The organism is Streptomyces sp. NPDC090077, assembly GCF_044747545.1.
GTDB lineage: Bacteria > Actinomycetota > Actinomycetes > Streptomycetales > Streptomycetaceae > Streptomyces.
This window is the reverse complement of record NZ_JBIVEG010000003.1, coordinates 394,346-406,901: the sequence shown is the minus strand read 5'-3', so window position 1 is coordinate 406,901 and position 12,556 is coordinate 394,346. Positions and strand designations below refer to the sequence as shown.

General features: G+C 73.9%; 7 protein-coding genes and 1 pseudogene. 4 read left to right on the top strand and 4 right to left on the bottom strand.

The window, feature by feature from the left end:
- Window positions 1-98: 98 nt before the first annotated feature.
- Window positions 99-1,396, bottom strand: a pseudogene (gene mgt, locus ACIPW5_RS08700) (macrolide-inactivating glycosyltransferase).
- 121 nt (window positions 1,397-1,517) lie between these two features.
- Here mgt and ACIPW5_RS08695 point away from each other — a divergent pair.
- Together ACIPW5_RS08695 and ACIPW5_RS08690 are read left to right on the top strand one after the other, a co-directional pair.
- A complete protein-coding gene (locus tag ACIPW5_RS08695) occupies window positions 1,518-2,381 on the top strand; it encodes a phosphotransferase enzyme family protein (protein ID WP_401242219.1) in 864 nt (287 codons plus the stop codon).
- 110 nt (window positions 2,382-2,491) lie between these two features.
- Entirely contained in the window at window positions 2,492-3,754 is a 1,263-nt protein-coding gene (locus ACIPW5_RS08690; protein WP_401242217.1) for a S1 RNA-binding domain-containing protein, read from the top strand.
- A gap of 9 nt (window positions 3,755-3,763) precedes the next feature.
- On the opposite strand, the gene ACIPW5_RS08685 is transcribed toward ACIPW5_RS08690, so the two are convergent.
- Together ACIPW5_RS08685 and ACIPW5_RS08680 are read right to left on the bottom strand one after the other, a co-directional pair.
- A complete protein-coding gene (locus ACIPW5_RS08685) occupies window positions 3,764-4,477 on the bottom strand; it encodes a 3'-5' exonuclease (protein WP_401242215.1) in 714 nt (237 codons plus the stop codon).
- Window positions 4,478-4,735: 258 nt separating this feature from the next.
- Complete coding sequence (locus ACIPW5_RS08680) at window positions 4,736-6,019, bottom strand: SAV2148 family HEPN domain-containing protein (RefSeq protein ID WP_401242212.1); 1,284 nt, start codon at window positions 6,017-6,019, stop codon at window positions 4,736-4,738.
- A gap of 318 nt (window positions 6,020-6,337) precedes the next feature.
- Here ACIPW5_RS08680 and glgX point away from each other — a divergent pair, with 318 nt between their 5' ends.
- Window positions 6,338-8,452 (top strand): glycogen debranching protein GlgX, encoded by a 2,115-nt coding sequence (gene glgX, locus ACIPW5_RS08675; protein ID WP_401242209.1) that lies wholly within the window; start codon window positions 6,338-6,340, stop codon window positions 8,450-8,452.
- Here the strand turns inward: glgX and ACIPW5_RS08670 are convergent.
- Window positions 8,437-9,771, bottom strand: coding sequence for an MFS transporter (locus ACIPW5_RS08670; RefSeq protein ID WP_401242206.1), 1,335 nt, complete (start codon window positions 9,769-9,771; stop codon window positions 8,437-8,439). The genes glgX and ACIPW5_RS08670 overlap by 16 nt on opposite strands.
- A 127-nt stretch (window positions 9,772-9,898) precedes the next feature.
- Here ACIPW5_RS08670 and treY point away from each other — a divergent pair, with 127 nt between their 5' ends.
- Entirely contained in the window at window positions 9,899-12,211 is a 2,313-nt protein-coding gene (gene treY, locus ACIPW5_RS08665; RefSeq protein ID WP_401242205.1) for a malto-oligosyltrehalose synthase, read from the top strand.
- The last annotated feature ends 345 nt before the right edge of the window (window positions 12,212-12,556 follow it).

Below are 12,556 nucleotides of genomic sequence, written 5' to 3'. Positions count from 1 at the left end.
GCGTACTGGACGTACTCGGGCTTTCGCCCGGTGCGGCGAGAGTGCGTGCCGGGCGCCGCGGGGCAGGCGGGACTTTGCGGACACCCCCTAGGCCGCGCCTACGACAGCGCGGCCTCGATGAGGTCGGCGGCCTGCCGCGTGCCGCCCTCGGAGGCCATGGCGGCGCGGACGGCCTGCGCCCGGGCGGCGACCTCGGGGTCGGCGAGCAGTCCGAGGACGGCTTCGCGCAGGGCGGCGGCGTCGGCGTCCTCCGTGTCGACGCGCCGGGCGACGCCGAGGGCGGCCAGCATGTCGGCGTTGCCGAACTGGTCGACGGCCTGCGGTACGGCGACCATCGGGGTCGCGGTGGCGAGGCCCTCCTGGCTGCCTCCGGCGCCCGCGTGGGTGATGAAGGCGTCGGCCTGATGCAGGACGTCCAGCTGGGGGACCCAGCGGTGGACCTCGATGTTGGCGGGGACCTCGCCCAGGTCGGCCTCGTCGGTGAACTTGCCGATCTGGAGGACCACGTGCCAGTCGGGGAGGCCGCCGAAGGCCTCGATGCAGGCGCGGTAGAAGGCGGGCAGCTTGGTGAAGGTGGAGCCGAGGGAGACCAGGAGCACCTTCTTCCCCTCGGCGGAGGCGGGCCGCTGCCAGGTGCCCTGGGTGGCGCTGCGGTCGCCCTGGCAGGCGCCGACGAAGGTGTGGACGGACTCGTCGACCCGGTCGGCGCAGGGCTGGAGGGCGCGCGGGATCAGGACGATGCTGCGCCGCGGGCGGCCGACGAAGCTGTCGGGGTCCTCGTCGATGCCGTTCTCGTCGAGCCAGGCGCGGAAGCGGGCGTAGTACGCCCGCCCGCGCTCGGAGGCGCGCAGTTCGGCCGTCATCGGGGCGCCGACCTCCTCCTCGTAGCCGGTCCAGGCGACCAGGTTCGGGGAGAGGGAGATCTCGGGGACGCCCCAACGGCGGGCGAGGACCCTCGCCGGGTAGGAGGTGATGTCGTGGAGGACGAGGTCCGGTTCGTCGCCCTCGAAGGCGTCCGCGAGCTGCGGGAGCGCCTGGACGGCGTCGTTCAGGAAGGGTTCGACGTTGTCGATGAGCTCGGTGCCCCAGGCCTCGGGCTCGTCCTCGGTGGGCAGGGTGGACTTCCAGACCACCGGCGTGGCGCCGGTCTCGGCGACCTTCTCGGCGAAGGAGGCGGGGATGGCGTAGCTGACGCGGTGGCCCCTGGCGACGAGTTCCCGGATCACTTCGATGCTCGGGTTCACGTGGCCGGGGGCGGCGATGGAGAACATGGCGATGTGTGCGGGCTTGGCTGTGGAAGTCATGACACGACCCTAGCGAGACGATACGTCTCGTGCAATTGGAAAAGGAGGCCAGGAGAGTCCCCTGCCCGAAAATCGACGCATTGGCCGAACATCGCCCCTTCAGGGCCTCCCGCACCCGGAATGCGAGACTGGGCGGACCCACGGTGATCACGAGGCGCACGGCAATCCGGCGATCCGGCGATCCGGCGATCCGGCGAAGGAGGAGACGCACCCATGGACGAGGCACGGGCCAGGGACGTACTGGCGGAGGCGGGACTGGCGGGCACGGGGGCGGACCGCCCGGAGCTGCTCGCCTTCGGCGAGAACGCCGTCTTCGCGACCGGCGGCCTGGTGGTCAAGGTGGGCCGCGAGGCGGGTCTGCTGGCACGGGCCGAACGGGAACTGGCGGTGGCCGGCTGGCTCGCCGACGCCGGGATCCCGGCCGTACGGGCCGCCGAACCGAAGCCCCGGCTGGTGGACGGGCACCCGCTGACCGTCTGGCACCGGCTCCCCGAGCCGGTGCGGCCGGCCGGCCCCGAGGACCTCGCGGCCCTGCTGCGTCCGCTGCACGCGCTGCCCGCGCCGCCCTTCGTGCTGCCCGCCCGGGACCTGCTGGGCGGGGTCGAGCGGTGGCTCCGGCTGGCCGGCGCGGCCGTCGACCCCGAGGACGCCGCGTACCTGCGCGCCCGGCGCGACGCCTACGCCGACGAGGTCCGCGCGCTCACCCCGCACCTGCCCCCCGGCCCCGTCCACGGCGACGCCCTGCCGCGCAACGTGCACGTGGGCCCGGACGGGCCGGTGCTGGTGGACCTGGAGACCGTCTCGTCGGACCTGCGGGAACACGACCTGGTGGTGATGGCCCTCTCCCGCGACCGGTACGGGATGCCCGCCGCCTCCTACCGGGCCTTCACGGACGCGTACGGGTGGGACGTCCGCGCGTGGGAGGGCTGCGCCGTCCTGCGCGGCGCCCGCGAGACGGCGAGCTGCGCCTGGGTCGCCCAGCACGCCCCCGCCAACCCGAAGGCCCTGGCCGAGTTCCGCCGCCGCGTGGCCTCCCTCCGCGAGGGCGACGCGGAAGCCCGCTGGCACCCCTTCTGACCGGCCCCGGGGACGGATAACCGGTGGACCGCTCCGGCCCCGGCCGGAGAATGGCGGGTGTGCCCGAACGGACCGACGGGCGGGCACGGCCGACCACCACGAGGAGCCACGTGCCGCGTTTCGTCCACCGGATCACCAAGTACGACCCCGCCGACCGCGACGAACACGGCCACTACACCGGCTCCGAGGACACGGACTGCGACCACGGACCGGTCGAGGCCGCGTACCTGCGGGCGGTCGCCGCCTTCGCCGAGGACACCGGTGTCGACCGCCTGGCCATACGCGAGCCGGGGATCTCCGGCCCCGTCCACTTCGGCCCGGAGCCCGCGGCCGACGGCCACGGCCTCGCCGGGCTCTTCCCGCCCGACCTCGCCGGCTTCCACGACGGCGCCGAAGTGCCCCTCTCCGTCGGACTGGAACTGGTCAGGGGCATGCTCCGCGGCAACGGCGCCTGGTGCCGTCTGGCGGTGGAGGACCGGTTCGACGTGCAGGTCGGCTGGGACCAGTACGTCTACGTCGGCAGCGACCGGCCCTGCGAGCGCGCCGTTGCCCGGACCCGGGCCCTCGGCCTCTTCGCCGAGCCGCTGGAGGCCTCGCCCTACGACGCGGACTTCGAGGAGCCCGGCGTGCAGCGGCCGGCCGACGAGGACTTCTGGGACCGGCTCCGCTGGTCCGTCGCCACGCGGAACGCCGTGCTGCTGGAGGAGGGCTACCTCTACAACGCCTCCCGCTGGCACCGCATCACCCGGGACACCCTCGCGGCGGTACGCGCCCGGCTCGCCCCGCGGGCCATGCTGACCGTCTGGCCGGACCTGTCCGCCGATGTCGACGCGGTCCTCGCCTCGCTTCCCGCCGAAGGCCCGGTGGAGTTCGTGTGGGAGGACGGGGACGGGGTCGTCTCCAGCACCCTCGCCGACGAGTCCGAGTACGGGGAACTGGCCGCCCGCGTGGCAGGCGCCCGCGCCGCCACCGCACTGCCCCTGACCCTCGACGACCGCCACCCGCTGTTCACCGCGGTCCGGCCCGACGACGACGGCGTCCTGCGCGCACGGTGGAGGACCGAGCCGACGCAGAGCGACCGGGACTGGGCCTTCCTGAAGACCCTGCGCCGCGGGCAGGTCTGCACGGGCACGGTCACGCAGATCGCCGCCTTCGGCGTCACCTTCGTGGACATCGGCGGCTTCACCGCGATGATCAACATCCCCGAGCTGTCCCGGCGCCCCGTCGACCACCCCTCCGAGGTCGTCAGCGTCGGCCGGCGGATCTCGGCGAAGATCCTCGACGTCGACTTCTCGAGGGAACGCGTGTCGCTGTCCCTGAAGGCACTCGAACCCGGAGGCACCCAAGAGCCCGGAGAGCCCCGAGAGCACTGACGCCTACGGTCATCCCCGCCGGGGAACGAGCGGCCAGGACGGTTCGACGACCGCCGACGGATCCGCGGTGCGCCGCAGGTAGGCCTGCAGGGAGGCCGACTGTTCGGCCGCCGCGCGCACCTGGAGGCCGTGCAGGTCCGCCAAGGGCATCAGGCCGACGGGCCGGTGCTTCTCGCCTATGCGCCGCACCACGCGCGCGGCGGCCACGGCATCCGCCCGCGCGTCGTGCGCGTCCTCCAGGGACACCCCGTAGTGGGCGCACAGCGCGTGCAGGGCCCGCTTGCCCTTCCGGTACTTGTCGATGTGCTTGTCGATCACCAGCGGATCGATGACGGGCGACGGCACGCTCCCCAGCCGCTCGCTGACCGACTCGATCCCGTACCGCCGGCACTCGCGGTCCAGCAGCGACAGGTCGTAGCGCGCGTTCATCACCACCAGGGGCGTCCCCGAGCGCAGCCCTTCGGCGACGGCCCCCGCGATCTCCTCGACGGCCGAAGCGGCCGGCGCCCCGTGCTCGCGGGCGTGCTCCGTCGAGATGCCGTGGATCGCCGACGCCTGCTCCGGTATGGCCACCCCGGGATCCAGCAGCCAGGTCCGCTCGGACGCGACGGCGCCGTCCGGTTCCAGCCGCACGACCGCCGCCGTCACGATGCGGTCGGTCTCCACGTCGGTGCCCGTGGTCTCCAGGTCGAAGGCCACCAGCGGCCCGCTGATCCAGCCCATCACGCGGCCCTCGTCCCCGCCTGGGCCGCCCCTGCGCCGGGCCCGTGCCCGCGCCCCACCGGTGCACCCGGCTCCGTACCCGTCGCCTCCAGGCCGAGCCCGGCCGGCGCTCCCCCGTACCACGCCTCCATGACGCGCCCCTCCCCCGTGTTTCCGGTCAACGCGTTTCAGCCTGCCACGAGCCACTGACACCCGGCTGGGGCACCCCCCGGCGGCAGGCCCGGACCCGACCTGGTACGCCGGACCGCGCGCCCGGTCTCAGGACACCGGACGCGAGTCCTCCCAGACCGACTCGAACTCCTCCCGGTAGGTCTGGAACAGCCCGTGGTCGGCGTCCTTCGGCACGCCCCGCCCGCCCCCGCGCAGCACCAGCACCGGGGCCTCCATGCCCCGGGCCCGGCGCAGGTACGACTGGACCACCGCGATGCCCGAGGACTGCCCCTCCACCAGGTAGGCGGTGAAGCGCGGGGTCTCGTCGAAGACGTGGATGTCGAAGCGCGACGGGTCCTTCAGGCCCGCCCGGACCCTGCGCACGTGCAGGATGTTCATCTCCACCGACCGGCTCAGCTCGCCCTTGCGCAGCCCCAGCTCCCGCTCGCGCCGCTTGACCGCGCTGCTCGCCGGGTTCAGGAACAGCAGCCGCACCCGGCAGCCGGCCTCCGTCAGCCGGACGAGCCTGCGCCCCGAGAAGTTCTGCACCAGCAGGTTGAGGCCTATGCCGATGGCGTCGAGCCGCCGAGCGCCCCCGAACAGGTCCTCCGCCGGCAGCTGCCGCTGGAGCCGCACCCGGTCCGGGTGGACCGAGATGACGTCCGCGTACCGGTCCCCGACCAGGTCCTCGACGGCGTCGATCGGCAGCCGGTCCGCCGAGGGGCTGCCCGAGCCGGCGCCGAGCACCTCCAGCAGTCGCGCCGACGCGCGCTCCGCCTGCTCCAGCACGGCCCGCGACAGCGCCCGGTTGCGGGAGACCACGTTCCGGGTGACCTCCAGCTCGTCGAGGGCCAGCTCGATCTCGCGCCGGTCGTCGAAGTACGGCTCGAAGCACGGCCAGTGCTGGACCATCAGCTCCCGCAGCTGCGGCAGCGTCAGGAAGCTCAGCACGTTGTCGTCGGCCGGGTCGAGGAGGTAGCCCTTGCGCCGGCTGACCTCGCGCACGGCCACCGCCCGCTGCACCCACTCCTGCCCGGCCGGGCCGGCCGCGGCGACGACCCAGTCGTCACCGCCGTGCACCGGCTCGTAGACGGGCCGCAGCACGGCGCCGACCACCGACCGCAGCCGCTGCTCGATGAGATTCAGCCAGATGTACGCACGGCCCGCGCGCTGGGCCCGCGTCCGGACCTCGCTCCACGCGTCCGCGCCCCAGTCCAGCTCGGCCCCGGCCCGCGCGTCCCCGGCCGCCTGCGGGGCCAGTGACACCGCCGCCCCGGCCGCCGCCGTGCCCGGCACACCGCCGGACGCACCCGACGGACCGCCCGCGGCGTCCGCCGGGCCACCCTCGTGACCGCTGTCACCAGGGGGCAGCTCCAGACCTCCCGAGCTCACCCGTGCACCGCCTTCTGCGTCTGGACGCCCGTCTCCAGTGATCACGGAAGGGTACTCCGCGCACGCGGCCCGACGCAGCCCGAAGCCGTCCCCCGGGGCGTCAGGTCCCCTGGTCCGGCTGTCCGTTGACCCATTATGTGATGCCCGGACAGTCCGTTGACCCGCATATCAGCTCTCCGGTTCACCCGTCGGCAGCATTCCAAGTCCACGCGTGGGGACCCTCTTTCGGGGAAGATCTGGCAGAGACGTGATCCGTGCCGGATCCAGCCGGATCACGGGCCGGAGCGAGCCGGACCAGGATGGGAAGAGTCGTTAACCATGCAAGTCTGGCCGGGTCAGGCGTATCCGCTGGGCGCCACGTACGACGGCGCGGGCACCAACTTCGCGGTCTACTCGGAGGTCGCCCGGCGCATCGAGCTGTGCCTGCTGCACGACGACGGCTCGGAGACCGCCGTCGAGCTGCGCGAGACGGACGCCTTCGTCCGCCACGCCTACCTGCCGGGGATCATGCCCGGCCAGCGGTACGGGTTCCGCGTGCACGGCCCGTACGAGCCCGAGCGCGGGCAGCGCTGCAACGCGGCGAAGCTGCTCCTGGACCCGTACGCGCGGGCCATCAGCGGGAAGGTGTCCTGGGGCGAGGAGGTCTACGGCTACCACTTCGGCCGGCCCGACTCGCGCAACGACCTGGACTCGGCCCCGCACACGATGAGTTCGGTCGTGGTGAACCCGTACTTCGACTGGGCCAACGACCGGCCGCCGCGTCACGAGTACCACCACACGGTGCTGTACGAGGCCCACGTCAAAGGGCTGACCATGCGTCATCCCGACCTCCCCGAGGAGCTGCGGGGCACCTACGGGGCGCTCGCGCACCCGGCGGTGATCGGGCACCTGGCGAAGCTCGGGGTGACGGCGCTGGAGCTGATGCCCGTCCACCAGTACGTCAACGACCACCGTCTGGTGAACGACGGGCTCAGCAACTACTGGGGCTACAACACCATCGGCTTCTTCGCCCCGCACAACGGCTACGCCTCCGGGGACCGGGGCCAGCAGGTGCTGGAGTTCAAGTCGGCGGTGCGGGCCCTGCACGAGGCCGGGATCGAGGTGATCCTGGACGTGGTCTACAACCACACCGCCGAGGGCAACCACCTGGGCCCGACGCTGTCCTTCCGCGGCCTCGACAACTCCTCGTACTACCGGCTCGGGGACGACCCCCGGCACTACACGGACACCACCGGTACGGGGAACTCGCTGCTGATGCGCTCCCCGCACGTGCTCCAGCTGATCATGGACTCGCTGCGGTACTGGGTGACCGAGATGCACGTGGACGGCTTCCGCTTCGACCTCGCGGCCACCCTGGCCCGGCAGTTCCACGAGGTGGACCGGCTGTCGTCGTTCTTCGACCTGGTGCAGCAGGATCCGGTGGTCAGCCAGGTGAAGCTGATCGCGGAGCCCTGGGACCTGGGCGAGGGCGGCTACCAGGTGGGCAACTTCCCGCCGCTGTGGACCGAGTGGAACGGCAAGTACCGCGACACCGTGCGGGACCTGTGGCGCGGACAGCCGCGCACGCTCGCCGAGTTCGCGGGACGGCTGACCGGCTCCTCCGACCTCTACCAGGACGACGGCCGGCGGCCGCTGGCCTCCATCAACTTCACCACCTGCCACGACGGCTTCACCCTGAACGACCTGGTCTCGTACAACGAGAAGCACAACGAGGCCAACCGGGAGGGCAACCGGGACGGCGAGACCCACAACCGGTCCTGGAACTGCGGGGTCGAGGGCCCCACGGAGGACCCCGCGGTCCTGGAGCTGCGCGAGCGCCAGATGCGGAACTTCACCGCCACCCTCATGCTCTCGCAGGGCGTCCCGATGCTCAGCCACGGCGACGAGTTCGGCCGCTCCCAGGAGGGCAACAACAACGCCTACTGCCAGGACAACGAACTGTCCTGGGTGGCCTGGCCCGAGCCGGGCAAACCCCCGCCCGGCCTGCTGGAGTTCACCCGCCGCATGGTGTGGCTGCGCCGCGACCACCCGGTGTTCCGGCGGCGCCGGTTCTTCCACGGCCGGCCGGTGGAGGGCACCCACGACGAACTCTCCGACATCGCCTGGTTCACCCCGCACGGCGAGGAGATGCGGGCGCGGGACTGGCAGGCGCAGCACGCGCGGGCGCTGACCGTGTTCCTCAACGGGGAGGCGATCTCCGAGCCGGGCACGCGCGGGGAGCGGATCACCGACGACTCGTTCCTGCTGATGTTCAACGCGGGCGCCGATCCGCAGGACTTCACCGTCCCGGCCGGGCACGGCGCGCACTGGCGGCTGGTCGTGGACACGGCACGGGCGGAGGTACTGCCACCCGGCACCGGGCCGCAGTACGCGGCCGGGGACCGGGTGGCCCTGACGGGACGGTGTCTGGTGGTGCTTCAGCGGCCGGCGTAGCCGGAGCCGGAGCCGGCCGCCGAGTCCTCCGGGGAGGTGGTGCGCTGGGCCGGGATGAAGGCCTTGAGCGGGACGGCGGGCGGAGCCGGAGCCGGAATCGGGGCCGGGGCCGCGGGCCGGGCCGACGGGACCCGGGTCACGAGGGCGATCACCAGGCACAGGGCGGCCGCGCCCACCGCGACGGCGAAGGCCCCGGCGGGCCCGTACGACTCGGCGAGCCGCCCGGACACGGCCAGCGCGGCGGCCTGCCCGGCCACGAGCGAGCTGGCGGCGAAGGCCATCGACTCGGCCAGCCGGGCGGGCTCGACGACCCGCTCGGTGAGCGCGAACGCGGTGATCAGGTGCGGGGCGTAGGCGGCGCCGAGGACGGTGACGACCAGGTACAGCGGCCACAGGGTCTCGGTGAACAGCAGCGGCACGGAGAGCACCAGCGCGGCGCCGGTGGCCACCCGCCAGCGCAGCCGGAGCCCGAAGCGGGCCGGCAGCGCGCCGAGCGCGAGGCCGACGGCGGCGCTGACGACGCCCATGGCGGCGTACACGATGCCGGCCTGTCCGGGAACGCCCAGCCGGTCGGTGAGCGAGGCGATGCCCGCCTGACAGGCGCCGAACATGGCGCCCTGGAGGGCGAGGGAGCCGCGTACGGCGTGCACCACGCGCGGCGGGCGGGCCCTCCGGGCGCCGTCGGCGCGCTCCGGGGCGGGGCTCCCGGCCGTGACGGCGGCGGTCGGGTGCAGGGCGTACGCGGTGCCGAAGACGGCCACGAGGGCGGCGGCGCCGCCGAGGGCGACGGCCGGGTGCGCGACGAGCGCGGCGAGGCCCACGAGGGCCGGGCCGAAGACGAAGGAGACCTCGTCGAGGGTGCCTTCGAGGGAGTGCACGGCGCCGACGGTCTTCTCGTCGGCCTTCGCGCGGTGCGCGAGCGCGACCGAGCGGGTGCGGGCGAGTGGCCCGATCAGGGGTACGGAGGCCCCCGTGACGGCGCCGATCGCGGCGAGCGGGGCGGTCGCGAGGCCGCCGAGGGCGCCGGCGACGAGCGCGGCGGTGGCGAGGGCGTTGACGGCCGCCGCGGCGAGGACGACGGGCCGCTGTCCGTGGCGGTCGGCGAGGCGGCCAAGGAGGGGCCCGAAGACCACCTGGCCCGCGGAGAGGGTGCCGCCGACGATTCCGGCGGTGGCGAGCGAGCCGCTGGTCTCGGAGACCAGCAGGACGCTGCCGAACTGGGACATCGCGACGGGAAGTCGGGCGAAGAAGGAGACGAGCGGGAGTAGGGGCCCGGTCAGGGCGATGACGTGACGATAGGTGCTGACGGTTCCAACCACTTGATCGACACTAACGCGGTGCAGTCACCCGGATGCATTGGGTAATGGCACGGAATCGCGCGGGCTGGGTACGTACGTTCTCATGAGCCTGGGGTATTCAATCAGCCAATCGGAATCCGACGTTCAGATGCCGGTCGTCCCGGCGTCGACCTACCGTCTCCAGCTGGGCCCGCGCTTCCCGTTCGCGGCGGCCGAGGCAGCCGTACCGTACCTCGCCTCGCTCGGCGTGTCACACCTCCACCTGTCCCCGGTGCTGGAGGCGGTACCGGGCTCGGAACACGGCTACGACGTCACCGACCACGCGGAGGTACGGGCCGAACTGGGCGGCGAGCGGGGCCTGCGCGCACTCGCCGCCACCGGCCGCGCCCACGGGCTGGGGCTGGTGCTCGACATCGTCCCGAACCACATGGCGGTGCCGTCGCCGCTGCGGCTCAACCGGCCCCTGTGGGAGGTGCTGCGCGAGGGGCCGCAGTCGCCGTACGCACGGTGGTTCGACATCGACTGGGAGGGCGGCGGGGGCCAGGTCCTGCTGCCGGTACTGGGCTCCGACGGCGAGACGGGCGAGGTGGTGCGCGGCGCGGAGGCGCTGCTCCGGTACGGGGCCGTGGAGTTGCCCCTGCGGGCCGGGACGGCCGGACTGCCGATGCCGGAGCTGCTGGCCGCGCAGTGGTACCGGGCCGCCTGGTGGCGGGAGGCCCGGACGGCGCTCAACTACCGGCGCTTCTTCACGATCTCCGACCTCATCGGGGTGAGGGTGGAGGACCCCGCCGTGTTCGCCGCGACCCATGCGAAGGTGCTCCAGCTGGTGAGGGACGGGGTGGTCACCGGCCTGCGGATCGACCACGTCGACGGGCTGGCGGACCCGGAGCAGTACCTGCGGCGGCTGCGGGCCGCGGCCGGGTCCGGCTGCTGGGTGGTCGTGGAGAAGATCCTGGCCCGCCGGGAGCGGCTGCCGGCGTCCTGGCCGGTGGCCGGAACCACCGGCTACGACGCCCTGCACCGGATCGACGGGGTGTTCACCGACCCCGACGGCGCGGGGCAACTGGCCCGCGCGTACGGGGAGTCCGACGGCGGACCCGCCTCCTGGGAGGAGACCGCCGCGGCGGCGGCACGGGAGGTGCTGACCGTCGACCTGGCCGCCGAGCTGGGACTCCTGGAACGCTGGGCGGGCACCGCGCTCGCCGGCGGAGTACGGGAGTTGCTGCTCGCCTCACCCGTCTACCGGACGTACCCGGGCGGCCCGGGGCCGTCCCCGGCCACCCTGGAACGGGCCGCCGCCGGGGCGGGGACCCGGGCGGTGGAGGGCGTACGGGCCCTGCTGCTCCGCGACCCCGCCTTCGGGGCACGCTTCGCCCAGACCTCGGCGGCCCTGCGCGCCAAGTCCCTGGAGGACCGCGCCTTCTACCGGTGGGCGCCGCTGCTGTCGGCCACCGAGGTGGGTGGTGAGCCCGGGGACCCGGCGGTGCCGGTCGCCGAGTTCCACGCGTACTGCGCGGAACTGGAACGGGACTGGCCCGCCACGGGCACGGTGCTGTCCACGCACGACACGAAGCGCAGCGCCGACGTACGGGCCCGGATCGCGGTGCTGTCGCAGGCTCCGGAGGCGATGGGGGTGGTGGGGGTGGTGGGGGTGACCGCCGCGGGTGCGGTGGGCCCGGTGGGTGGCTCGGCAGCGGATGCGCGGCTGGCGTGGGTGGCCCGGCAGAGCGCGCTGGGGCTGGGCGGGGTGCCCGAGCGGAAGTCCCGGCTGGCGGCGGCCCTGCTGAAGTCCGCGCGGGAAGCCGGGGTGCACACCTCCTGGACCGACCCCGACGAGGGGTACGAGGCCGGCATCGCGGACCTGGTGCCCGGGGAGCCGGTGGAGCTGCCGCCGGAACTGGCGGAGGCGGCCCGGGCCAACCTGCTGGGGATGACCCTGCTGCACCTGGCGATGCCGGGGGTGCCGGAGGTGTACCAGGGCGCCGAGTACGAGTACAGGGCGCTGGTCGACCCCGACAACCGCCGCCCCGCCGAGTTCCCCCGGGAGGCACTGGCCGCCCTGGACGCGGGCGCCGCCCCGCCGGACCCCGCGCGGGAGAAGCTCGCGCTGACGGCGGCCCTGCTGCGGCTGCGGCGCGACCGGCCCGGCCTGTTCACCGGTTACGCCCCACTGACCCCCCGTGGCCCGGCGGCCGGCCACTGCATCGCCTTCACGCGCCCGCCCGGCCTCGTCGCGGTGGCCACCCGCCTCTCCCACCGCCTGACTGCGGCGGGCGGCTGGCGGGCCACCGCCCTGGAGCTGCCGCCGGGACGGTGGGTGCGGGTGGAGAGGGTGGGGGGTCCGGGGGGATCGGGGGGATCGGGGGGATCGGGGAGTCCTGCGTACGAGGGGCGGGTGGAGCTGGCGGCGCTGCTGGAGCGGCTGCCGGTGGCGGTGCTGGTGCGGGTCGGGGCTGGGTGAGCGGTACACCCCTGGGCGGTCTCAGGGAGGGTTGGGGGTTTCCCGTCAGTCCATCGTCCTTCCGGTTCGCACCGGTCCCTCAAGGGCGCTCCTTCGTCGCGTCGCTACGCGATGGCCTTCGGCCACCCTTGACCGACCGGCACGAACCGGAAAGCCGAAAGACTGCCGGGAAACCCCCAAAGAAACGGTCACCGGGCAAAGGACACAGGGACGGGCCCGTCAGCGACGAGCGAGGGGCCGGGCGCCGGCTGCCTGCACGAGAGGTCGATCAGAGCGGCCTCCGGAGCACCCGAGCGCGACAGATCGCTACGCGCTCCTCCCGGCTTGGCGTCCGGCGACCGCCCG

Bases quoted from the DNA above. Each gene is read 5' to 3' on its own strand.
- ACIPW5_RS08695 (WP_401242219.1), top strand. From the start codon at position 1,518: ATGGACGAGGCACGGGCCAGGGACGTACTGGCGGAGGCGGGACTGGCG.
- ACIPW5_RS08685 (WP_401242215.1), bottom strand. From the start codon at position 4,477: ATGGGCTGGATCAGCGGGCCGCTGGTGGCCTTCGACCTGGAGACCACG.
- glgX (WP_401242209.1), top strand. From the start codon at position 6,338: ATGCAAGTCTGGCCGGGTCAGGCGTATCCGCTGGGCGCCACGTACGAC.
- treY (WP_401242205.1), top strand. From the start codon at position 9,899: ATGCCGGTCGTCCCGGCGTCGACCTACCGTCTCCAGCTGGGCCCGCGC.